The organism is Streptomyces sp. NPDC060031 (genome assembly GCF_042736805.1).
Classification (GTDB): domain Bacteria; phylum Actinomycetota; class Actinomycetes; order Streptomycetales; family Streptomycetaceae; genus Streptomyces.
This window is the reverse complement of sequence record NZ_JBHWVM010000001.1, coordinates 1-22,461: the sequence shown is the minus strand read 5'-3', so window position 1 is coordinate 22,461 and position 22,461 is coordinate 1. Positions and strand designations below refer to the sequence as shown.

Here is a 22,461-nt window from a genome sequence, read left to right as displayed (position 1 = left end):
CGCGCGACGGTTTCAGGCGTCACTGGGCCGGGCATAGGTACGGCCCTTCCAGGCCGCACCCCGCCCGCGGTAGTGCTGCACGGCCGAGTCGACGGTCATCAGGAGGTACAGCAGCGCCGTGAACGGAAGCAGCGGAGCGAGCGCGGCCGGCTGCCGGTAGTAGCGCAGCATCGGCAGGTACGTGCCGGTCATCAGCAGCCACGCCAGGGCGCCCGCCCAGGCGGTCGCCGGCCGGCCGGCCCCGAGGCCCGCGAGGAGGGCCGCCGGCGGAACCAGGTAGACGAGGACCAGCCCGGCCACCGCGCCGGCCAGTACCGGCGGCTGGTGGCGCAGTTGGGCGTAGGCGCTGCGCGAGACCATCCGCCACAGGTCCCCGAGCGCGGGGTACGGGCGCACGCTGTCCACCCGCTCCGCGAGTCCGAGCCAGATCCGGCCGCCGGACCGGTGCACCGCGCGGGCGAGCGAGACGTCGTCGATGACGGCCTGACGGATCGAGTCCGGCACGCCTGCGCGCACCGCCGCCTCCGTGCGCAGGAGCACGCAGCCACCGGCGGCCGCCGCGGTCCGGGCGGTGGGGCGGTTGATCCAGCGGAAGGGGTAGAGCTGGGCGAAGAAGTACACGAAGGCCGGAACCACGAGCCGCTCCCACGGGCTGACCACGCGCAGCCGCGCCATCTGGGAGACGAGGTCGAGGTCGGCGGCCGTCGCGGCGGCGACCAGCTCGCGCAGGCTGTCGGGCTCGTGCGCGATGTCGGCGTCGGTGAGGAGCAGGTAGTCGGGCTCGTCCGCGTGCGCTCCGCGGGCGAGCGCGATGCCGCGGCGCAGCGCCCAGAGCTTGCCGGTCCAGCCGGGGTCGGGATCACCGGGGGAGACGACGGTGAGGGGGAGGCCGGGGTGCTCGCGGGAGAGCCGGCGGGCGAGGTCGGCGGTGCCGTCCGTACTCCCGTCGTCGACCAGGATGACCTCGGCCTCGCCTGGATAGTCCTGGGCGATCAGCGAGGGCAGGCTGAGGGGAAGCACCTCGGCCTCGTCCCGGGCCGGGACCACGATCGCGACGGACGGCCAGCGGGCGGGGGCGGTGCGCGGCGGGAGCCGTACGTCCGTCCGCCAGAACATGCCCTGCCCGAGGGCGAGCCAGAGCCAGACGGCGAGCGAGACGAAGGCGGCGGCGGTGAGGAGGCCCATGTCGGCAGTGTGCCGGGCCCTGCGGGGCTCGGGGCGGATGCGGGCGGCGTGGCGCCGCTGCCGAGGCCCCGGACCCCGCGCCTCCGCCCCTGGACCCCGCGCCCCCGCGCCTCCGCCTCGGGCCCCGCGCCTCGAACGCCCGCGGGGCTGGTTTCGCCCGCCGGTGCTGGATTTGTTCGGCGTGGCCGGATTTGCGCGCTGGAGGCGGGATTCTCGGCCAGGGGCGGCCCGGTCGATTAAGGTGACCAAGTGAAGATCGCCCTCATGGACTCCGGGATCGGCCTCATCGCGGCGGCCGCCGCGATGCGTCGGCTGCGCCCGGACGCGGATCTCGTGCTGTCGTCCGACCCCGACGGAATGCCCTGGGGGCCGCGGACCCCCGCCGACCTCACCGAGCGGGCCCTCGCCGTCGCCCGCGCCGCCCGCGGGGAGGGGCCGGACGCGCTGATCATCGCCTGCAACACCGCCTCCGTGCACGCCCTGCCGACCGTGCGCGTCGAGCTGGAGCCCGCGATCCCGGTCATCGGGACGGTGCCCGCCATCAAGCCCGCCGCGGCCGCCGGGGGGCGGGTCGCGATCTGGGCCACCCCGGCCACCACCGGCAGCCCCTACCAGCGCGGACTGATCCGCGACTTCGCCGCCGGGGCCCGCGTCACCGAGGTGCCCTGCCCCGGACTCGCCGACGCCGTCGAGTACGGGGACGGCACCGCGGTCGTCCGGGCCGTCGCGGCCGCGGCCGCGCTGACCCCGCCCGACGTGACCGACGTGGTGCTCGGCTGCACGCACTACGAACTGGTCGAGGCGGCCATCCGCGCCGCCCTCGCCGAGCGCACCGGGGGCGTCGAGCTCCTCTTCCACGGTTCGGCCGAGCCCGTGGCCCTGCAGGCGCTGCGCCGCCTCGGCGCCCGGCCCGAGCCGGACCTGCCGCCGACCGGCAGCCTGACCGTGCTCCTGAGCGGGCGTCCCGGCGCGCTCCCCGAGGCCGCCCTCGGATACGCCGAGGGCAGGCTGCTCGCGGGCCGGAACGCCACCGTGGGGCGATGACCCCCGAGGGCCGCACCCGGGTCGCAGCCGCCGCCGATCAGCGGTCCTGTTCCGGCTGAGGGCCCCGGCCCGGGCCCTGCGCCGCCAGGCGTACGGCCAGGTCCCGCAGCGCGGCCGCGTCCAGGACCCGGTCCCCGAAGCCCGGCAGCGGGACGTGCAGGGAGGCCGTCCAGGCCTCCGGGACCGCCGCTTGGCCGTAGCGGGCGCCCGCCAGGATGCCGGTCACCGCCGCCACCGTGTCGGTGTCCCCGCCCAGGTCGACGGCTGCCCGTACGGCGGCCGCGAACCCGCCCGTGGTGCGCAGCGCCCACACCGCCGAGCCCAGGCAGGGCCAGACCGCCCCGTTGAACTCGGTGGCGAGGTCCGGGTGCCAGTCGGGGGCGAGCACGCGCGCGTACCGCTCGCGGTGGCCGGGGTGCACCGCCTCCAGGGCCCCGGGCAGCGCGGCGAGCGGATCGGCTCCCTCCAGTGCCACTCGTACGAGTTCGTGCAGGACGGCCGTACCCTCCCAGGCGGCCCGGTCGCCGTGCGTGAGCGCCGCGATCCGCCGGGCGGCGGCCATGGTGCCCGCCCGGCCCGCGGGGGCGAAGTACACCGCGGAGGCCGAGGCCCGCATCAGGGAACCGTTGCCCGCCGCCCGGGCGTTGACCTGGAAGTGCAGGGCGGCGGCCAGGTCCCAGGGCTCGCCGTTGGTCAGCACGTCCTCGGTCTGGAGCCCGATGTCCTTGGGCCGCCCCGCCGCCCAGCGCTGGAACCGCGCGAAGACGTCGGGGAGTTCGAGCCCGCCGTGCTCCAGCAGGGACTCGCCGACCAGCACCGCCATCTGCGTGTCGTCGGTGGCCTCGCCCGGTTCCCAGCCGCCGCCCCCGCGCATCTCCTGGCCGCGCGCCGTCAACTGCCCGGCGGGGCCGAACTCGTAGGGCGCGCCGAGCGCGTCGCCGGCCGCCGAGCCCAGTACGGCTCCCACGGCGCGGTCCAGTCGGGTGATCACAGTGCCTCCCGGTCACGTCCCCTGTCGGGTCCCCTGTCGCCAAACTAGCGCGGGCCGAGAGCCGGTCCGGCGACAGGGGGACCCGGGGGCGTCAGCCCCGCCCCCGGGAGAGCCGTCCCTCCAACTGCTCCCCGGACAGGTCCTCCAGGTGCGTCAGGAACACCCACAGATGCCCCGACGGGTCCCGGAGGATGGCGGTCCGGTCACCGTGGAACTGGTCGGCCGGCTCCTGGAGCAGCTCCGCGCCCGCCGCCACGGCCCCGCGTACGAGAGCGTCGACGTCCGGGACGAACACGTGCAGCGCCACCGAGGTCCCGCCCAGCTCCGGCGGAGCGGTGAAGGGGCCGTCGGAGGTGTCGCCGAGCATCAGGACGGCGTCGGCGATGCGTATCTCGGCGTGCAGCACCCCGCCGCCGCCCGGGCGGTCGAGCCGGAACTCCTCCACCGCGCCGAAGGCCCGCCCGTAGAAGTCGATGGCGGCGGCCGCGTCGGCCACCATGATGTGCGGCACCACCGCCGTGCGGTAGCGCTCGGGAACGATCTGTACTGCCTCGTGAGTGGTCATGCGCAGGACCGTAGAACCTCAAGTTTGGTTCGGGTCAAGGCCGGGCAGCCGCGCTCTGGACCGAGTGGGCGAGAGGCAGTGGCATCCATGCGGAACGTGAGTACGCTGCTACACATGACGGGTCACCCCCCGGGTCCGCTCTGGACGGGCCGGGCCTCAAACCGCGCGCAGTGGCTGCTCGCCGCAGCCGGAGCGGCCTGTCTGGCGCTCGGCATCGAACTCGCCGTCGACTACGCCTGGGACGCCGGCATCGTTCCGCTTCTCATGGCCGTGATCGGCTGCCTCGCCGTGGGACTGCTCATCCTCTACGGCACCCTCGCCTTCGTCCACGTCACCGTCGACGTCGACGCCGAGGCCATGGTGGTGCGCTGCGGCCACATCGGCCTGCCGCGCCGGAAGATCCTGCTCGCGGAGGTGGCCTCCGCCGAATTCCTCCCCCGGATCACCCCCCAGCAGTGGGGCGGCTGGGGCTACCGCTGGCGCCCCGAGAAGGGCACCGCGATCATCGTCAGGCGCGGCGAGGGCATGGAACTGCGCCTCGGCGACGGAAAGCTCTTCACCGTCACCGTGGACGACGCGGAGAACGCCGTGCGCGTCATCCGGACCCATCTGCGTGCTCTCACCCGCTGAGCCGGTGACGTCCGTACGGGGCCGAGCGGCGCGGGGACGTACACTCCGCCAGATGAGCAGCAGCGCGACCCGCGCGGCCGGGAACGAGCCGCCGAACCCCGCCGTCCGAGACGAAGCGGAACCGCAATCCGGGCTGACCGCCCGCGCCCCCGGCAGCCCCGCTCCGGGCAGCCCCGCTCCCCGCAGCCCGGCCGCGCGGAAGGCCGCGCGGCTGGTGCGCCCCGCGCTCGCCGCCCTCTCCGGGGTCCTGCTCTACCTCAGCTTCCCGCCCCGTCCCCTCTGGTGGCTGGCCCCCGCCGCCCTCGCGCTGCTCGCCTGGTGCCTGTACGGCCGCCGCGCGCGGGCCGGCTTCGGCCTCGGCGTCCTGCACGGGCTCGGCTTCCTGCTGCCCCTGCTCGTCTGGACCGGGGAGGGCGTCGGGCCCGTCCCCTGGATCGCCCTGGCCACCGTCGAGTCCCTGCTCGTCGGCCTCACCGCCCTCGGCATCTGCCTCGTCACCCGGCTGCCCGCCTGGCCGCTCTGGGGCGCGGCCGTCTGGATCGCCGGGGAGGCGCTGCGCGCCCGCGCCCCCTTCGGCGGCTTCCCCTGGGGCAAGCTCGCCTTCGGCCAGCCCGACGGGATCTTCCTCCCGCTCGCCGCGCTCGGCGGCACCCCGCTGCTCTCCTTCGGGGTCGCCCTGTGCGGATTCGGCCTCTACGAGGCCCTGCGCGTCGGCACCGACACCCGCAGGGCGGGCGCCGCCCTGCTCGCGGCCGTGAGCGTGGCCGCCCCGCTGGCCGGCGCCCTCGCCGCGAAACCGCTGGTCTCCGACGCGGCCGAGGACGGCACCGCGGTGGCCGCCGTCATCCAGGGCAACGTGCCCCGCGCCGGCTTCGACTTCAACGCCCAGCGCCGCGCGGTCCTCGACAACCACGCCAGGCGGACCATCCAGCTCGCCGAGGACGTCAAGGCCGGCCGCGCCAAGCAGCCCGACTTCGTCGTCTGGCCGGAGAACTCCTCCGACATCGACCCGTACAGCGAGCCCGACGCCTACGCCGTCATCGACCAAGCGGTCAAGGCCATCGGCGTGCCCGTGGCGATCGGCTCCGTGCTGGTCCCGGAGAGCGGCCCGCTGCGCAACACGATGATCCTCTGGGACCCGGTCAACGGCCCCACCGAGACGTACGACAAGCGAAAGATCCAGCCGTTCGGCGAACGCATCCCCATGCGCTCCTTCGTACGGCTCTTCAGCTCCGACGTGGACCGGGTGCGCCGCGACTTCGGCCCCGGCAAGGAGCCCGGCGTCTTCGACATGGCGGGCACCGGCGTCGGCATGGTCACCTGCTTCGAGGCCGCCTTCGACGACGCCGTCCGCTCCACCGTCAAGGCCGGCGCCCAGGTGATCGCCGTGCCGAGCAACAACGCCACCTTCGGCCGGACCGAAATGACGTACCAGCAGCTCGCGATGGACCGGGTGCGGGCCGTGGAGCACGGCCGGACCGTCCTCGTCCCGGTCACCAGCGGGGTCAGCGCGGTCATCCGCCCCGACGGGACGATCGTCAAGCAGACCGAGATGTTCACCGCCGACGCACTGGTCGACGAGATCCCGCTGCGCTCCACCGAGACCCCGGCGACGCGGTTCGGGCCGCTCCCGGAGTACGCGCTGCTGGCCCTCGCCGCCGGCGGACTCGGCCTGGTCCTCGCCCGTCGGATCCGCGCCCGCCGCGGCTGAGACGCGTCGCGGCGCCGCTTAGGGTCGAGGGATGACCACACCTGACTTCATCCGCGAGCTCCGGGCCACCGCCGGGCAGCAGCTGCTCCTGCTGCCCGGCGTCACGGCCATCGTCATCGACGACCTGGGCCGAGTGCTGCTCGGCCGGCGGTCCGACACCGGCCGGTGGTCCGTCGTCGGCGGCATCGCCGAGCCGGGGGAGCAGCCCGCCGAGACGGCGGTGCGCGAGGTGTACGAGGAGACCGCTGTGACGTGCGTGCCGGAGCGGGTGGTCCTCGTGCAGATGCTGGAGCCGATCACCTACCCCAACGGGGACGTCTGCCAGTTCCAGGACATCACCTTCCGCTGCCGGGCCACCGGCGGCGAGGCGCGGGCCAACGACCACGAGTCGCTGGAGGTGGCCTGGTTCGAGGTGGACGACCTGCCGCCGCTGGAGCCGTTCGCCCTGGACCGCATCCACCGGGCCCTGCGGGACGAGCCGACCTGGTTCGAGGTACCCGCCGAAATCTCCTAGGCCGGTGTCCCGGCAGGTCAGTCGGTGACGGCCGCCTCCCGGTAGAGCTCCACCGCCTGGTCGCCCATCACCGCGCTGTAGGAGACCTCCGGGACGGTTCCGCCGCCTTCGTACCCGCCCAGGACGCCCGCCAGGGCGCCGTCGACCAGCCAGGGGCTGCCGCTCGTGCCGCCGCTGAGGTCCGGGCACTCGATCCGGCGCTGGGTCTCGGAGAACAGCGTCGTGCTGTTGGCGCAGCGCAGCGGGACCTCGTCACTGCTCGGGTAGCCGATGATCGTGACCGTGGCGTCGGCCGGCTGTTGGGCGGCCACCGGGAAACCGCCCACGACGTCCTCGATCTGCCGTCCGTCCACCTCGGCGACCGTCGCGAAGGCGATGTCGTCGTCCGGGTTCCCGCCGTCCGTCCAGTCCGGGGCCACGTACGCGTCGGTGACCTGCCAGACGCCGTACGGGGTCTTGCCGTCCCGGTAGCCCGGCGCGAAGACGGTGCCGTCCAGGTCGACCAGGCAGTGCGCGGCGGTCGCGATCACATTGCGGTCGTCGCTGCGCACCACCGCGGCGGTGCAGGAGTGGCCGCCGTCGAGCCCGGCCGCGAAGAGCGCGCCCACCCGGTCGGCGGTCGTGTCGGGGACGGCCCGTGCGGTGACCCCGAGCGGCGGTTCGGCCAGGGCGTCGGGCAGGTCCACGCTGAGCAGCGCGGCCATCGCGGCCAGGGCGACCAGGATCCGGGACGTCCGCCGGGCACGAGCGCGGGAGCGGCGGTCGGGTCGGGGGAGGATGCGCTGGATCATGCACCGAGCCTCCCCGGCGAACCCATGTCCGGAGCCCGAAATTCCATATGAATCCGCTGTGAATCCCGGCGCGGACCGCTGCGACCCCGACCGGGCCCCGCCACCGCCCGGGGGCGCGCGCTAGCGGCGCTCGTACACCGTCAGCCGGCGGCCCCGGACCTGCTGGTCCGCCACCACCCGGAAGTGCTCCTTGAGGACCGCCGCCTTCGCCTTGTCCCGCTCCGCCCCGGACGGCTTGGCCACCTTCGCCGAGTCCGTCACCAGCAGCACCCGCCGCTGTGCGAGCAGCGCCGCCCGGATCCGTGCCGGCTCCGCCTCCTCGCCCTTGAGCGTGCCGGAGGCGACCGGGGTCCGGGCCAGCGCGATGTCCGCCAGCCCCGTGAAGGCCTGCGGTGACACCAGCGCGGTGTCCCGCCGCGCCGCCGGTACGAACAGCACCGCGTCCCCGTCCTGCTTCAGCCGGGTCACTTCCCCGGCGACTGCCAGCACGTCGTCGACCCGGCTGGCGGGGGCCCGCTTGCCCAGCTCCACCGGCAGCAGGGCCAGCGCCGCGACCCCGACCACGCCCGGCACGAGCAGACCCGCCACCCGGGGGAACCGGGGCGCGGTGACGCTTACGGCGGCGCCCAGCGCGGCGCCGGTCAGCAGCGCCAGACCGACCATGCTGAACAGCACGTACCGGTCCAGGAACAGCGGCTGCCCCAGGGACAGCCCGATCAGGCCCAGCTGCGGAACCGCCAGCAGCGGCAGCCCGACGGCCGCCACCGACAGCCGCTGCCCACGCGGCCGGTTCCACCGGTCGGCCCACGCGCCGAACCCGCCGATCGCCAGCAGGATCCCCGGCCCGATCAGCATGTGCCAGGTCAGCGGCGGTATCCACGACACCTGGTCGGACTGGCCCCGGCTGAACAGGATCAGCGGCAGTGCCCCCAGGACCGCCGCCCCCGAGGCGAGGAGCCAGCGCCCGTACACACCGCGCCCGGCCCGCGCCCACCACAGGGTCGCCGCATGGGCGGGCAGCACCAGCAGGGACAGCCAGTTCAGCAGGGCGCACACCAGCACGGTGATCCCGTACGCCGTCCAGCGCGGCCACGTCCGCCGCCCGGGCCGGCTCTCCAGCAGCGACACCAGCAGCAGGCTCGACAGCCCGGCCCCGGCCGCGACCAGGGCGTACGGCCTGCCCTCCTGGAGGTAGAACTGCACCGCCGGCAGCAGCCCCAGTGCCAGTCCGCCGCCGAGCCCCGCCCAGAAGCCCGCCAGCCGGCGCCCGATCAGCGCCGCACACGCCGCGGCGGCCGCGACCGCCAGCACGGACGGCAGCCGCAGGGTCGTCGTGCTCGCCCCGAACACCTCGAAGAGCACGTGCATCAGCAGGTAGTACAGCCCGTGCACGGCATCGACGTTCCCGAGCATGTGCCAGATCTCGCCCGCCGACCGCCCGGCCACCTGCCAGGTGGCCGCCTCGTCCCGCCACACGCTGTCCTGCCGGGAGAGCCCCCACAGACCGAGGGCGAGGGTCCACAGGACCGGAACCAGCCATGCGAGGTGGCGGCGCCGGCCGGCTGGTATGTGGGATATGTCGGAAGGCATGAAGGTGCGCGGATCCTCGGTGGGGGGCTTGGGCGGAAGCCACCAGTCTATGGACGCGACGGCGGGATCGCGCACACGCTGTTGTGCGCCGCGGAGCGTGATGGCCCGGCCCGCCCGCCCCTAGCCTCGCCACAGGAGCACGAACGAGGGGCGGTACCCGGTGAACTGGCTCATCCACGACTACCGCGAGAGCGATCTCGCCGCTGTGGTCCATCTGATCGACACCACGGCCGAACTCGGCCAGGAGTCCGTCTTCTCCCTCGCCGAGTGCATCGGCGCCCTCACGGACCGGCAGCCCTGCGTCGTCGCCGTCCACCAAGGCGTCCCGATCGGCGCGGCACTCGCCTGCGTCACCGGGGAGCGGGCCTGGGTGATGCGCATCGCCATCGCCGCCGGCTGGCGCGGCCGGGGCCTGGCCAGCGCCCTGCTCGTCGAGCTGGAGCGGCGGCTCGTCGCCGCCCGCGTCGGCCGCATCGCCTACGTCCTGCCCGAGGAGGACCTGCTCGGCGAGGGCCTGCTCAACGCCGGCTACACGCGGCAGCCCGCCGTCGCCTACTTCGAGAAGACCGAGCCGCTGCACGGCCCGGCCGCGGGCCTCCTCGACGACCTCGGCGGCCGCTTCCTGCCGAACGACCTGTGGACCGAGGTCGCCGGCATGGAGAAGGAGAAGGACCTCATCGAGCGCCGCGTGGTGCTGCCGCTCGCCGAACCCGAGCGGGCCGCCGCGCACGGGGTGCGCCCGCCGCGCGCCATCACCCTCTTCGGCCCGCCCGGCACCGGCAAGACCACCTTCGCCCGCGCCATCGCCTCCCGGCTCGGCTGGCCCTTCGTGGAACTGCTGCCCTCCCGCCTCGCCGACCAGGGCAATCTGTCCACCGCGCTGCGCGGCGCCTTCGCCCGGATCGGCGAGCTGGAGCGGGTGCTCGTCTTCATCGACGAGGTCGAGGAGATCGCGCCCGTGCGCACCGAGCCCGCGCAGCCCGGCGGGATCCACGGGGTGACCAACGAGCTGCTCAAGCTGATTCCGGGCTTCCGGGAGGGCGACGAGCGGCTGCTGGTGTGCGCCACCAACTCGATCCGCTCTCTGGACCCGGCCTTCCTGCGGCCGGGCCGCTTCGACTACCTGATCCCGATCGGCACCCCGGACGCGGGCGCCCGCGCCGCGATCTGGGCGCGGTACACGGCCGGCCGCGCGGACGTCGACGTAGCGGCGCTGGTGGCGGCGAGCGAGCTGTTCACCCCCGCCGACATCGAGCACGCGGCGCGGACCGCCGCGCAGGTGTCCTTCGAACGGGACCTGGAGGCGGTGGGCGCGCGCGGCGCGGCGGCCGCGCAGCTGGGTGCGACGACCGAGGACTACCTGGCGGCGGTCGCGCAGTGCCGTCCGACGGTGACTCCCGCGATGACGGGCGAGTTCGCGGCGGACATCACGGCGCACGCGCGGTTCTGAGCTCCGTGCGGGACGGCCACGCTCCGGTTGGGGTGTTCGCCGGCTGGAGCGTGACGCGCAAGGGGCCGGCGGGCTTCGGCCGGACGGCCACGGCCACCCTGGCCGGAAGAAGGACGGGTCGCGGCTACGGCCGGCAGCGGTACGTGAACTCCACCGCCGCGGTGCGGGGCTCGGGGGAGATCAGCTGGAGCTCCGCCCGGGCGGGGTAGGTGCCCGTTCCCTGGAAGGTCCACAGCAGGTGCAGCCGCGCCTCGTGCTGCCCGCTCGGCACCCGCTCGGTGAGCTGCGCGGACCGGGTGCCGTCGCTGCGCACCCAGCGGTACGTGAGGACCCCCGGGCGCCCGTTCGTCCGTACGACGGCCACCACGTCGGCCGCCGCGTCGCAGGAGGGGCCCCGGGGGTCGGTGCTCACGGCCACGTCCCGGACGCCGATCGAGGGCCCGTACCGCTGCCAGCCCAGGTACGCGAGCACCGCGAGCAGGACCGCCGCCGCGAGGGCGTACCGCCGCAGGCCGCCGCCCCGCCGGGGCCGCGGGGCGGCGGGGCCGGTCAACGGGAACGGCGCGGGCATGGCCGCGGTGACCCCGGGCCCGAACCGCAGCACGGACCCCTCGACCCGGTCGGGGACCACGTCGTCCGGCTGCGGGGGGCCGCTGAACCAGTGGCTGCCGAGGACCGTGGCGCTGTAGTCGTCGTCGCTCATGCGGGAACGCACCTCCGCTTGGCCTGCATGCTGTCCTGAGCCGGACCGTCCCCGGCCGCCGGAGCGGTGGTGACCCTGACACCCCAGAAGCAGCCCGCGCCGCTGAAGGTGTGCGGGATCGCGGGGAGCGCGGCGCCGGTGTACTCGTAGGTCCCGGAGCCGTCGGGCGTCGCGAACGGATTCTTGGCGTCGCCCGTGAACCACTGGACGGTGACCTTCACCGTGCCGGATCCCGTGGCCTTGACGGTGACCGCTGCCTGGCCGCTGGTCAGCGCCGACTGGGTGAGGTTCACACCGACCGCCAGGACCTTGACGGTCGGCGTCGCACTGGGGGTCGGCGTGGCCGTGGGAGACCAGCTCACCGTCGGCTTGGGGGTGGGCGTGGGGGTGACCGACGGCGACGGTGACGGCGACGGTGACGGTGACGGCGACGGTGACGGTGAAGGGCTCGGGGACGCCGACGGGCTCGGTGGCCGGGGAGGCGAGCCCGGGGCGGGGCTCGTCGTCGCGAACGCGCTCAGCGCCGACGCCCCGCCCGGGGTGTCGCCGATCGCGTCCGTCGTCAGCACCAGCACCGCGCCCAGGACAAGCGACACGCCCGCCGCGAGCCAGCCCCGCCGCCCGGGGCTCCAGCCGGAGGAGCCGCTGTCCAGCGTGGTCGTGGCCAGCGCGGTGGTGCCCTCGGCGGGCGCCCCCGCCGAGGGGAACAGCAGCGGCAGCAGTGCGGCCAGCGCCGCCAGCTTGCGCTGTCCGCGCTCCTCCCACCGGGGCCCGTACGCGGCCAGCGCCACCTGCTCCAGCTCCGCCACGAACGCGTCCGCGTTCTCCGGCCGCTGCTCCGGCGCCTTCGCGAGCCCCCGCCGGATCAGCGGGCGCACGGGCTCGGGAGCCTCGGTCTCCGGGACGGGCGCCTCGATGTGCTGGACCGCGAGCTCCGCGAAGTTCTCCCCGTCGTAGGGCTTGCGCCCGGTCAGGCACTCGAAGAAGGTCGCCGTCGCCGCGTACACGTCCGCCGCGGGGGAGGCCGGCCGGCCCTGCCACTGTTCCGGCGCCATGTACGCGGGCGTTCCGGCCACGCCAGGGGTGGTGCCGCGGCCCGCCGCGATGCCGAAGTCCACCAGTTTCGACGAGCCGTCCGCCGCGACCAGCACGTTCTCCGGCTTGTAGTCCCGGTGGACCACGCCCTCCCGGTGCGCCGCGGCGAGGCCGAGCAGGGAGCCCTTCAGGAGCACCAGCGCGGCCTCCGGAGCGGTCTGCCCGGACTGCTTGAGCAGCGCCCGCAGGGATATCCCGTCGACCAGTTCCATCACGATCGCGGCGCCGCCGGGGGCCTCCACGTACTCGTACAGGCCCACCACGTACGGGGAGCGCAGCCCACCGAGCAGTCGCGCCTCGGCCCGGAACTCCCGTACGAAGGCGGGGTCCTGGAGCATCCGGTCGCTGAGGTACTTCACGGCGACCGCGGTGCCCGTGCCGTCGTGGACGGCGAGGACCACGCGGCCGCTGCCGCCCGAACCGAGCTCCCGGGTGTGGGTGTAACCGGGGACCGTCCACGCGTTGTTCATCGTTCCCGCCCCCTGCCATGGCGACCCGTGTCCCGCGGCCGGTCGTCCGGTGACCGGCCACCTGCTGGGACACGGAATCCGCCACGGCTGGTTCCCGCCGTACGGGGGCGTCTCAGGCGGCGGCCGATACCGCGCCGATCATGGCGTGCAGCCGGTCGGCCGCCGCCCGTCCGAAGTCGGGGTCGTTGATGTGGGTGTCGTAGTCGTAGAGCCGGGCGGCGCTGCCCCGCAGTCCGTCGCGCAGCGCCGAGAACAGGGCCCGGTCCGCGCCGGGGTCATGGTAGGGGCCGCCCGGCGCGCCGAGCGTGGACAGTCCGCGCAATGGGACGCACACCTCCGTGGGGCCGGTGGCCGCACGGAGTTTGGCGGCGACCCTGCGGCCCAGCTCCGCGCATTCGGCCTCGGTCGTACGGATCACCGTGATCGAGGGGTTGTGGACGCGGACCCGCCGGTAGCGGGCCCGTTCGGGCAGGGTCTCCAGCGGGCCGAACTTCACCAGGTCCAGCGCGCCCAGGCTCACCACCTGCGGTATCCCGGCCCGCCCGGCCGCGCTGAGCCGGTCGGGGCCGGCGGTGAGGATCCCGCCGCACAGGTCGTCGGCCAGCTCGCTGAGGGTGAGGTCGAGGACTCCGGCGAAGATCCCCTGGCCGGCCAGTTTCTCCAGGGTGCGCCCGCCGCTGCCGCTGACGTGGAAGACCAGCACCTCGTAGCCGAGTTCGGTCAGTCGTTCGCGGGCCGCGTCCACGCCGGGCGTGGTCACGCCCGCCATGCTCGCCGCGATCAGCGGACGGCTGCCCGCGCCCAGCCGGGCCGGCCGGCGCAGCTCCAGGGAGAGCCGCTCGAAGCCCTTGGCCATGCCCGCGATGGCCTCGACCGCGTTCGCCATGATCGGGGCGGAGACGCTGTTGATCCCGGCGATGTCCACCACGCTGTACATCATCGTGATGTCCGCCGACCCGACGTACGGGCCCACGTCCCCGGACGCCATCGAGGACACCATCAGCTTCGGCACGCCCAGCGGGAGCGCGCGCATCGCCCGGGTGGCGATGGAGGTGCCGCCGCTGCCGCCGATCGCGAGCACTCCGTGCAGCCGGCCCTCGGCGTGCAGGCGTAAGAGGGTCGCTTCCGCGCCCTGGGCCATCGTGGTCACGGCCGCGCCCCGGTCGGCGGCCGCGCGTAGTTCCGACAGTTCGGTTCCGGCCGCCCGTGCCACCGCTTCGCGCGGCACATCGGCGGTCACTCGGGGTTCGCCCATGATCCCCGTGTCGACCAGCACCACTTCGACGCCGGCGCGCGACAGCCGCTCGCGCAACCAGCCGTACTCCCCACCCTTGGTGTCCAGGGTTCCCACCAGCACGACGTTCGTCATACGTGCAATGTCCATGCAGTGGGGTTTGTTGGCAAGTAAAGGTCGGGTCAACCCTGCACAAGCCCCAACAATCGTTCCAGGAAGGGCAGTTGGGAAACCACCAGTTTGGTCCTGGCCGCCGGGGGAGTGAACCAGCCCACCCGGTCCAGCTCCGGGAACTCCTCCGTGCGGCCCGAGCCCGTGGGCCACTCCATGCTGAACGTCCCGGGCACCATCAACTGCGGATCCAGGTCCGCCCGTACCGCCCAGACCGTCACCAGCTTCCCGCCCGGCACCCGTACCTCGCCCAGCGGCAGGTACGGGCCCTCCGGCGGCGGCAGCCCGATCTCCTCGGTGAACTCCCGGCGCGCGGCGTCGCGCGGGGTCTCCTCCGGGCCGTACTCGCCCTTCGGGATCGACCAGGCGCCCGCATCGCGCCGCTCCCAGAACGGGCCGCCCATGTGGCCGAGCAGTACCTCGACGTCCTCCGGGCCGCCCGTCGTTCCATGGCCGGCCTCGCGGAACAGGAGCAGCCCGGCGCTGCGCTTCGGCGTCATGGGTACATGTATGCCCAGCGCGGGCGGGGCTCAGCACCCCGCCGCGCGCCGAAACGGTTCAGTGCTCGTGCGGGCCCTGCCGGTGCACCGGGCCGTGCGCGTCCGCGCAGTGCGGATCGGACGCGTGCGAGCCGGTGATCTCCCCCGCGCGGCCGACCGTGAGCAGGGCGTCCTGGGCGTGGTCCACCTGGAGGGTGGTGTGCGTGATCCCGTACTCCTTGGCCAGCAGCCCCTCCAGGTTGCGGCGTACCGCGTGGCAGTCGCCCTCCGGCGCCACCAGCACGTGGGCGGAGAGCGCCGCCTGCCCGGAGGTGATGGTCCAGATGTGCAGGTCGTGCACTTCGGTGACGGGCGGATGCCCCACGAGCCGGTCGCCCACGGCGTCCGGGTCCACATGCGCCGGGGCAGCCTCCAGGAAGATCCGGCCGGAATCCCGGACCAGTCCGTAGCCCGCCTTGACCATCAGCGCGACCACCACGAGGGTGGCGATCGAGTCGGCCTGCCGGAATCCGGTGGTGAGCACGATCAGGCCGGCCACGGCGGTGCCGATGAAGGCGAACAGGTCGTTGAGGACGTGCTGGTAGGCGCCCTCGACGGCGAGCGAGGTCCGGTTGGCCTTGGAGATGAACCAGGCCGCGACGATATTGACGGCGATCCCCGCCAGCGCCGTGACCAGGACCAGACCGCCCTCCACCGGCGGCGGGTCGAACAGCCGTCGCACCGCCTCGTACGCCAGCCAGGCCGCCAGCAGGAGCAGCGTCAGACCGTTGGCCTGGGCGGAAAGTATCTCGGCGCGCTTGAGGCCGTACGTGAAACCGCCGCGCGCCGGGCGGGCGGCGAGCCGCATCGCGATCAGTGCCAGGACGATCGAGACGGCGTCGGTCAGCATGTGCGCGGCGTCCGAGATCAGCGCCAGGGACTGCGCCACCACGCCGATGACGACCTCGATCGCCATGAAGCCGGCGATCAGGCCCAGGGCCAGCCCCAGCCAGCGTCGGTCGGCGTCGGCGGCGACACCGTGGCTGTGGCCGCCGTGGCCGTGATCGCCGTGGCCGTGGTCGTGTCCGCGCTCGCGGCCGGGGCCTCCTCGGTCGTGTGCCGGGTCGTCGTACTCGTGCGGCGCGTGGTCGTGCGCACTCATGGCGTCCCTCATTTGTTCGGATCTGACGCGTGAAGTGAAGCGCACCTCGCGGAGATGGGCAAAGGCTGCAACGGGGACCGTTGTCATTACCTATAACACCGCTCTGACCTGCGGTTATGCCCGGCAACTGCTGGGTGGGTCGGATCGTGGGAAGATCTGACCATGTCCCAGCGACACGGTGTGCCGACCGCGCCCGAGCTCGTTCTGGAAACCGACGGGGGCTCCACCGCGATGAGCCCGGCCCGGACGTACCACGTCGGCCGGGACCCCCTCTGCGAGATCTGTCTGGAGGACGCACGCGTCTCCTGGCACCACGCCGTCCTGCGCCCCGACGGCGACCACTGGACGCTGGAGGACGAGAACAGCACCAACGGCACCTGGGCCGACGGCCACCGCGTTCACGAATGGGCCGTCGGACTCGGCAGCGAACTGCGCTTCGGCAGCGTCGCCGACGGCCCCCGCGCCCTGCTGGTCAGCTCCCCGCCACCCGCCCCGGCCGACGCCCGCCTCTCCTCCGTGGCCAACCCGGCGATGACCGGCACCTTCCGCCAGCCGACCAGCATCCGGCCGCTGCCCGCCCGCACCGCCCTGCGGATCGGCCGCGCCGCCGACAACGACCTCGTCATCGACGACCTCGTGGTCTCCCGCCGCCACGCCGAACTGCGCTCCCGCGCCGACGGCTCGTACGAGATCGCCGACCTCGGCAGCCACAACGGCACCTACCTCAACGGATCACCCGTCGAGGGCGCCGCCCGCGTCGCCGAGGGCGACATGGTCGGCATCGGCCACAGCGCCTTCTGCCTCGTCGGGGACCAGCTCCAGGAATACGTGGACACCGGCGAGGTCTCGCTCGACGTCCAGGACCTCACCGTCGCCGTCGACCACGGCCGCAAGACCCTCCTCGACGACGTCTCCTTCCCCGTCGGCGCCAAATGCCTGCTCGCCGTCGTCGGCCCCAGCGGCGCCGGCAAGTCCACCCTCCTCGGCGCCCTGACCGGCCTGCGCCCCGCCGACCACGGCACCGTCCTCTACGACGGCCGCGACCTGTACCGGGACTACGCCGAACTGCGCAGCCGCATCGGGCTCGTCCCGCAGGACGACATCCTGCACGCGCAGCTCACCGTCCGCCGCGCCCTCACCTACGCCGCCGAGCTGCGCTTCCCGCAGGACACCGCCAAGGCCGAACGCCAGGCCCGGGTGGACGAAGTCATCGGGGAACTCGGCCTCCAGCAGCGCGCCGACCAGCCCATCCACAGCCTCTCCGGCGGCCAGCGCAAGCGGGTCTCCGTCGCACTGGAGCTGCTCACCAAGCCGTCGCTGCTCTTCCTCGACGAGCCCACCTCCGGGCTCGACCCGGGGATGGACCGCTCCGTGATGCACATGCTGCGCGGCCTCGCCGACGACGGCCGCACCGTCATCGTCGTCACCCACAGCGTGCTCAGCCTGGACGTCTGCGACCGGCTCCTGGTCCTCGCCCCGGGCGGGCGCACGGCCTACTTCGGGCCGCCCGAGCAGACCCTCGGCTTCTTCGGCTTCGCGCAGTGGCCCGAGGCCTTCGAGGCCTTCGAGAACCAGCGGGAACGCGACTGGTACGGGGAATACGCGGCTTCGGCCCAGCACCACCGCTACGTCACGGGCGCCGCCCGCCAGCCCCGGCCCGACGGGGGCACCGGTTCCGCCGCCGCGGGTTTCGTCGCCGCGCCGCCGAAGGCGCAGAGCTGGGGCTCCCAGCTGTCCACCCTGATCCGGCGGTACGCGGCCGCGCTCGGCGCGGACCGCACCTTCCTCGCCATCATGATCGCGCTGCCGTTCGTGATGGGAGCGATGGCCCGCGCGCTCGCCGGCAGCACCCTGACCCGGGAGACGGCGATCAACGCCCTGCTCATCCTGTGCGTGGGCGGCGTGCTGACGGGCGCCGCCAACGCGGTGCGCGAACTGGTCAAGGAACGCACCATCTACCAGCGCGAGCGCGCCGTCGGGCTGTCCAGGTCCGCCTACCTGATGTCCAAGGTGGTGGTGCTCGGCGCCATCACCGTGGCCCAGGCGGTGGTGCTGACACTCGTCGGACTCTTCGGCGTGAAACAGGGCGCCCCGGACGGCAAGGGAGTGCTGCTGCCGCCCCTGGTCGAAATCACCCTGGCCGTCGCACTGTTGTCGTTCACCGCCATGATGCTCGGCCTGCTCGTCTCCGCCCTGGTGCGCAAGGAGGAGGTCACGATGCCGCTGCTGGTCCTGCTCGCCATCGTCCAAGTGGTGTTCTGCGGCGCGCTGCTCCAGCTCGACGGGGTGCCGGTGATCGGACAGCTGGCCTGGCTCGTGCCCTCGCGGTGGGCGCTCGGCGCGATGGCCGCCACCATCGACCTCGGCGCGATCGTGCCCGGCGAACTCACCGACGACCCGCTCTTCGCGCACAGCGTCGGGGTGTGGCTGCTGAACCTCGGGATGCTGGTGGTCCTGTCCGTGCTGTTCGGGGTGCTGGTCGCGCGGCTGCTGCGGCGGCACGAGCCCGCGATCATGCGGAAGTAGGCACCGATGACCAGCACGGTCGGCCTCGGCGAGGAGTTCCGCCCCACCCATGTCGTGCCGCAGGAGGGGCTGCCTGCCTGGGAGGAACCCGACCTGTCCCGGCCCACCACGCCCCTGGACCCCTTCCTGCCCGTGCGCCTGCTGTCCCGGCGCGGGGAGTGGGGGGAGGTCCTGTGCGCCAACGGCTGGTCCGCCTGGGTGGACGGCCGCCTGCTGGTGGCCGTACCGCAGCCCCCACCGACCGGCGGCCGGCCCCTTTCGCGCAGCGAGGACCCGCAGCCGCTGCTCACCCACACCGCCGAGGCGCTGGAGCGCTACCGGCGGGCGGTGGGGGACCTCGCCTCGGGCCGGGCGGACGCCGAGACCCTGCGGCGCGTCACCCGGGGACTGCGCGCCGGGGTCGTCGTCGACGGGGAGTCCGCGTGGCTCTACGACGAGGCGGCGGGACGGTGGATGTACGCGGACGGGAGCCGCCTGACGGCGTACGCGGTCGTCGCCGGACCGGGTGCTCCGCCCGCGCCCGAGGCTCCGCCGCAGGACGTGGCTCCCGGGGCAGTGGCCGACGTACAGGGCTCCGGTGACTCCGGTGATTCTCAAGGCGCCGGTGCGGGGGCGGACGCCGGCGGGCGGCACGAGCCGACGCGGATCGCGGATCAGCCCGGGACCGGGACCGGCACCGGCACCGGAGGGCCGTGATGGCCGAGGACCCGCTCGACGGCCGCGCCGGCGACCTCCGGGGGCGGCGGATCGCCGGGTACGTGGTGGAGAGCGAGATCGGGCGCGGCGGGATGGCAACCGTCTACCGGGCGCACGACGTGCGGCTGGACCGGACGGTGGCGCTGAAGCTGCTGGCGCCCGAGCTGGCGCGCAACGACACCTTCAGGCAGCGGTTCGCGCACGAGTCGAAGGTGGCGGCGGCCATCGAGCACCCGCACATCGTGCCGGTCTTCGAGGCGGGGGAGACGGACGGGCTGCTGTACATCGCCATGCGGTACGTGGCCGGGCAGGACCTGCGGGCCATGCTCGACCGTACCGGGCCGCTCCCGGTGGGTACGGCGGCGCGGATCGCCGGGCAGGTGGCCTCGGCGCTGGACGCGGCGCACGCTCACGACCTGGTGCACCGGGACGTGAAGCCCGGCAACATCCTCGTCGCGGAGGGCACGGACAGCGAACACCCCGAGCACGTGTACCTCACGGACTTCGGGCTGACGAAGAAGTCGCTGTCGCTGACCGGATTCACGAGCGTCGGGCAGTTCGTGGGGACCCTGGACTACGTGGCGCCGGAGCAGATCTCCGGGAAACCGGTGGACGGGCGCTGCGACGTCTACAGCCTGGGGTGCGTGGTCTACGAGACGCTCGCGGGCGGCCCGCCGTTCCAGCGGGACGACGACATGGCGCTGCTCTGGGCCCACCAGTACGACCCGCCGCCGCCGGTGAGCTCGCGCCGGAACGGACTTCCGGCCGGGGTGGACGCGGTGCTGGCGAAGGCGTTGGCCAAGGCGCCGGATGACCGGTGGGCGAGCTGCCTGGAGTTCACCGACGCGCTGCGACGGGCGGGGGCGGCAGCGGTGGCCGCCGTGACGGGGGAGGGACGGCAGCCGGCCGGCCCGGGGCCGGACCCCGGACCGGCGCCCCCGCCACCGGGGTGGGCGATGCCGGTGTTCCGGCGCCGGGGCTGAGCGGTCAGTCGCCGGTGTCGGAGGGGCGGCAGAGCACGTGGGCCGTCACATCGGCGTGCGAGGCGGAGACGTACCAGCCCGTACGGCCGTTCGTGTCGTCGAAGACGGGGTGGCTGGCCAGGACGACGGGTCTGAACCCGCCCGCGGCCTCGCGGCCCGGGCGGGCGGTGGAGTAGCCGCCGGACTGGACGGTCGTGCCGCGCGGGCAGAACACCCGGCTGACGGCCACGGCTTCGGCGCCGGGGGCCGCCCGGCCCATGGCGCCGGCCAGGTACCGGGCGCCGGTGCTCGTCGCCTGGGTGGGCAGGGCGGTGGAGAGGGTCAGGGCCAACGCGGAGACCGCAAGCAGGCCAACGGCGTGGAGCGGCCGGAACAGGCCTTTGATCGTGTTCACGGAGGCGAGCGTGACATGCGGAAACGATCCCCCGATGAACCGATATCCGTTCGTTCACCCGTACGGCCCAGCTAACCTCGGTGCCCATGAGCATCCCCGTGAGCACCCTGCAGACGATCAACGACGTGCCCGTCCTCATGTGCGCCGCCGAAGGCGAGGCCATCCGCGGGGAGGGCGCCGTCCTGGATCTGATCGGAGATGCCGGCTACCAGGGCGCCGAGTGGGTCGTCATCCCCGCCGAGCGGTTCGACGACGCGTTCTTCCGGCTGCGCAGCCGAGTCGCCGGCGACATCGTCCAGAAGTTCGCCAACTACCGTCTGGGACTCGTCGTCCTCGGGGACGTCTCCCGCCACGTGGAGAGCAGTTCGGCGCTGCGCGACTTCGTCCGAGAGTGCAACCGCGGGCGGCAGACCTGGTTCCTCGCCGACGTCGAGGAGCTGCGGGCGCGGCTGACGGACTGAGGACCGCCCGCGGCCCGCGGGTCCACTGCCCGAGGTCTACTGGTCGACCCGCCCGCGGTGGCGCAGCGGGCGGGCCAGGAGGGCGCCCAGGAAGCCCGCCACCGCGCCCCAGAGCAGGGCGAGGCCCACGGTGCGCCACAGGACGGGGCGGAGCTCGACCTTGCCGCCGAGGCCGCCCACGTCGCCGATGCCCAGCAGGGACAGGCCGAACTCGGCCTGGACCGTGGCCAGCAGACATACCGTCAGGGCGGCCAGGGCGAGCGCCACCGCCAGGTGGAGCGCGTGCTGCCAGGGGCGCACATCGGCCGGGGAGCGCACGGCCGCGAGGACGCCCGCGCCGAGCAGCAGGACCGCCGCGACCACCACGAGCCACCAGGCCCGGGAGTCCTGCCGCGCGAGCGAGCCCACGTCCACCGTGGACAGGTCGGAGCCGCGCAGCACGTGGTCCAGCAGCTGCGGCACCGGCAGCCCGAACGGCCCCTCGACCTGGCCCTCCCAGGCCCCGCCGATGCCCAGGGTGAGGGCGAGCCAGGCGAGGTTCGGCAGGCCGAGCAGGACCACCGCCAGGGTGCGGGCCGCGTGCCCCCGGGTCGCCGCCACCACGAGACCGGCCACGACGCCGATGGCGACGTACGCGAGGAGCAGCGCGACCACGGCGAACGCGGCCGGGCGCACCGCCGAGTGGAAGCGGATCAGCCCGGCCGGGAGCGGAGCGCGGCGCGAGATCAGCAGGGCGATCAGCAACACGCCCAGGATCCACAGCAGTCCGAACAGGAGCGTGGCGGGAACCGCGGCCTTGAACCCGACCTTCGGGGCGGAGTCGAGGAGTTCACCGAGTTCCCCCGCGATCTCCCCGGCGGGGGAGTCGCCGGTGGAGACGGAGAAGTCCTGCCGGGCCAGGAGCGAGGTGCCCAGCAGTGCGAGCAGCCACAGCAGGACCAACGGGCCCGCCCGGGACAGCAGTTCGCGCGGCCCGGCCACGGCCCGGTTGTGCAGGGGGCGCAGGAAGCACCAGCCGGCGGTGAGCGCGCCCGCCAGGCTCACGGAGAGGGGGAGTACGGACAGGCTCGCATCGGCCTGCGCCAAGAAGCCGGCCCCGCCCGTCACCTCGACCGAGCCGCCGACCGCCATCACGACGACCGCGGCCACCACATGGGGGAAGGCCCCGCCCGGCAGATCGCCCGCGCCCGCCAGGGCCAGCCCGGCGGCCGCGACCACGGCCATCACCACGAAGCCCGCGACCACCGCGACGAGGGCGTCACGCCATGCCCTGGCGGAGCCTGCGGCGGCGGACGCATTGCCGGACGTGCTGGGCGTACGGATCACCCTGCAACCGTAGGCACCCTCCGCTTGCGGGCACCATCTGAACGGCGCACACAATGGTCGGCAGGAGTGAATCCGGAGATTTCGGTGCAAATGGCATCGGAATCTCCGGATCTCCACCCGGGACCGGAACTCCTCCGTCTGGAAGAAGAGCCCGCCTGTGACCACGCAACCGTCCGGCCAGCCGCCGCCGTCGTCCGAGCGTCCCACGGGCCCGCCCTCCGGCCCGCTGTCCGGGAGGCAGCAGGGGCCTCCTGCCCCGCCTCCGCCGCCTCCGCCCGCCCCGCCGGGGG

21 protein-coding genes are annotated in these 22,461 nt (G+C 74.1%); 9 read left to right on the top strand and 12 right to left on the bottom strand.

The window, feature by feature from the left end:
- Positions 1 to 12: 12 nt before the first annotated feature.
- Complete coding sequence (locus tag ACFWB8_RS00105) at positions 13 to 1,185, bottom strand: glycosyltransferase (protein ID WP_385220069.1); 1,173 nt, start codon at positions 1,183 to 1,185, stop codon at positions 13 to 15.
- Positions 1,186 to 1,434: 249 nt separating this feature from the next.
- Here ACFWB8_RS00105 and ACFWB8_RS00100 point away from each other — a divergent pair, with 249 nt between their 5' ends.
- Entirely contained in the window at positions 1,435 to 2,229 is a 795-nt protein-coding gene (locus ACFWB8_RS00100; RefSeq protein WP_385220066.1) for a glutamate racemase, read from the top strand.
- A gap of 37 nt (positions 2,230 to 2,266) precedes the next feature.
- Here the strand turns inward: ACFWB8_RS00100 and ACFWB8_RS00095 are convergent, their stop codons facing one another.
- Both ACFWB8_RS00095 and ACFWB8_RS00090 read right to left on the bottom strand, forming a co-directional pair.
- A complete protein-coding gene (locus ACFWB8_RS00095; protein WP_385220475.1) occupies positions 2,267 to 3,217 on the bottom strand; it encodes an ADP-ribosylglycohydrolase family protein in 951 nt (316 codons plus the stop codon).
- A gap of 94 nt (positions 3,218 to 3,311) precedes the next feature.
- Positions 3,312 to 3,785 carry a VOC family protein gene (locus ACFWB8_RS00090; protein WP_385220063.1) on the bottom strand — a complete coding sequence of 158 codons (474 nt, stop codon included), beginning with the start codon at positions 3,783 to 3,785 and terminating at the stop codon, positions 3,312 to 3,314.
- 114 nt (positions 3,786 to 3,899) lie between these two features.
- Between ACFWB8_RS00090 and ACFWB8_RS00085 the strand changes: the two genes are divergently transcribed.
- Genes ACFWB8_RS00085 through ACFWB8_RS00075 form a run of 3 tightly spaced genes read left to right on the top strand, consistent with a single transcriptional unit; the run spans position 3,900 to position 6,640 of the window.
- Positions 3,900 to 4,415, top strand: coding sequence for a hypothetical protein (locus ACFWB8_RS00085; protein WP_385220060.1), 516 nt, complete (start codon positions 3,900 to 3,902; stop codon positions 4,413 to 4,415).
- A 52-nt stretch (positions 4,416 to 4,467) separates the two neighbouring features.
- Positions 4,468 to 6,126: an apolipoprotein N-acyltransferase gene (gene lnt / locus ACFWB8_RS00080; protein WP_385220057.1), complete on the top strand. Its 1,659-nt coding sequence runs from the start codon at positions 4,468 to 4,470 to the stop codon at positions 6,124 to 6,126.
- Between the two features lie 31 nt (positions 6,127 to 6,157).
- Positions 6,158 to 6,640 carry an NUDIX domain-containing protein gene (locus ACFWB8_RS00075; protein ID WP_385220055.1) on the top strand — a complete coding sequence of 161 codons (483 nt, stop codon included), beginning with the start codon at positions 6,158 to 6,160 and terminating at the stop codon, positions 6,638 to 6,640.
- 17 nt (positions 6,641 to 6,657) lie between these two features.
- Here the strand turns inward: ACFWB8_RS00075 and ACFWB8_RS00070 are convergent, their stop codons facing one another.
- Positions 6,658 to 7,431 (bottom strand): trypsin-like serine peptidase, encoded by a 774-nt coding sequence (locus ACFWB8_RS00070; protein ID WP_385220051.1) that lies wholly within the window; start codon positions 7,429 to 7,431, stop codon positions 6,658 to 6,660.
- A gap of 120 nt (positions 7,432 to 7,551) precedes the next feature.
- Positions 7,552 to 9,021, bottom strand: a complete 1,470-nt coding sequence (locus ACFWB8_RS00065) for a hypothetical protein (protein ID WP_385220048.1) — start codon at positions 9,019 to 9,021, stop codon at positions 7,552 to 7,554.
- 160 nt (positions 9,022 to 9,181) lie between these two features.
- Between ACFWB8_RS00065 and ACFWB8_RS00060 the strand changes: the two genes are divergently transcribed.
- Positions 9,182 to 10,471, top strand: coding sequence for an ATP-binding protein (locus ACFWB8_RS00060; protein WP_385220045.1), 1,290 nt, complete (start codon positions 9,182 to 9,184; stop codon positions 10,469 to 10,471).
- A gap of 124 nt (positions 10,472 to 10,595) precedes the next feature.
- Here ACFWB8_RS00060 and ACFWB8_RS00055 read toward each other — a convergent pair whose 3' ends face one another.
- The 5 genes from ACFWB8_RS00055 to ACFWB8_RS00035 form a co-directional block, all read right to left on the bottom strand.
- Positions 10,596 to 11,174, bottom strand: a complete 579-nt coding sequence (locus ACFWB8_RS00055; RefSeq protein ID WP_385220042.1) for a hypothetical protein — start codon at positions 11,172 to 11,174, stop codon at positions 10,596 to 10,598.
- Entirely contained in the window at positions 11,171 to 12,739 is a 1,569-nt protein-coding gene (locus tag ACFWB8_RS00050; RefSeq protein WP_385220039.1) for a serine/threonine-protein kinase, read from the bottom strand. The genes ACFWB8_RS00055 and ACFWB8_RS00050 overlap by 4 nt, the downstream gene beginning before the upstream one ends.
- A 112-nt stretch (positions 12,740 to 12,851) precedes the next feature.
- Positions 12,852 to 14,108 carry a Tm-1-like ATP-binding domain-containing protein gene (locus tag ACFWB8_RS00045; protein WP_385220036.1) on the bottom strand — a complete coding sequence of 419 codons (1,257 nt, stop codon included), beginning with the start codon at positions 14,106 to 14,108 and terminating at the stop codon, positions 12,852 to 12,854.
- Between the two features lie 47 nt (positions 14,109 to 14,155).
- Positions 14,156 to 14,644 carry an NUDIX domain-containing protein gene (locus ACFWB8_RS00040; protein ID WP_385220033.1) on the bottom strand — a complete coding sequence of 163 codons (489 nt, stop codon included), beginning with the start codon at positions 14,642 to 14,644 and terminating at the stop codon, positions 14,156 to 14,158.
- 58 nt (positions 14,645 to 14,702) lie between these two features.
- Positions 14,703 to 15,785 (bottom strand): cation diffusion facilitator family transporter, encoded by a 1,083-nt coding sequence (locus tag ACFWB8_RS00035; RefSeq protein WP_385220030.1) that lies wholly within the window; start codon positions 15,783 to 15,785, stop codon positions 14,703 to 14,705.
- Positions 15,786 to 15,947: 162 nt separating this feature from the next.
- Here ACFWB8_RS00035 and ACFWB8_RS00030 point away from each other — a divergent pair, with 162 nt between their 5' ends.
- Genes ACFWB8_RS00030 through ACFWB8_RS00020 form a run of 3 tightly spaced genes read left to right on the top strand, consistent with a single transcriptional unit; the run spans position 15,948 to position 19,990 of the window.
- Positions 15,948 to 18,311, top strand: coding sequence for an FHA domain-containing protein (locus ACFWB8_RS00030; RefSeq protein WP_385220027.1), 2,364 nt, complete (start codon positions 15,948 to 15,950; stop codon positions 18,309 to 18,311).
- 6 nt (positions 18,312 to 18,317) lie between these two features.
- Positions 18,318 to 19,007, top strand: a complete 690-nt coding sequence (locus ACFWB8_RS00025) for a hypothetical protein (protein ID WP_385220024.1) — start codon at positions 18,318 to 18,320, stop codon at positions 19,005 to 19,007.
- The gene (locus tag ACFWB8_RS00020) at positions 19,007 to 19,990 is read left to right on the top strand and encodes a serine/threonine-protein kinase (RefSeq protein WP_385220021.1); all 984 of its coding nucleotides are present in this window, start codon (positions 19,007 to 19,009) and stop codon (positions 19,988 to 19,990) included. The genes ACFWB8_RS00025 and ACFWB8_RS00020 overlap by 1 nt, the downstream gene beginning before the upstream one ends.
- A gap of 4 nt (positions 19,991 to 19,994) precedes the next feature.
- Here the strand turns inward: ACFWB8_RS00020 and ACFWB8_RS00015 are convergent, their stop codons facing one another.
- Positions 19,995 to 20,384, bottom strand: coding sequence for a hypothetical protein (locus ACFWB8_RS00015; RefSeq protein WP_385220018.1), 390 nt, complete (start codon positions 20,382 to 20,384; stop codon positions 19,995 to 19,997).
- An 86-nt stretch (positions 20,385 to 20,470) separates the two neighbouring features.
- On the opposite strand from ACFWB8_RS00015, the gene ACFWB8_RS00010 reads away from it, so the two are divergent.
- Positions 20,471 to 20,845 (top strand): DUF4180 domain-containing protein, encoded by a 375-nt coding sequence (locus tag ACFWB8_RS00010; RefSeq protein WP_385220016.1) that lies wholly within the window; start codon positions 20,471 to 20,473, stop codon positions 20,843 to 20,845.
- Between the two features lie 36 nt (positions 20,846 to 20,881).
- Here the strand turns inward: ACFWB8_RS00010 and ACFWB8_RS00005 are convergent, their stop codons facing one another.
- Entirely contained in the window at positions 20,882 to 22,171 is a 1,290-nt protein-coding gene (locus tag ACFWB8_RS00005; protein WP_385220013.1) for a streptophobe family protein, read from the bottom strand.
- Between the last annotated feature and the right edge of the window lie 290 nt (positions 22,172 to 22,461).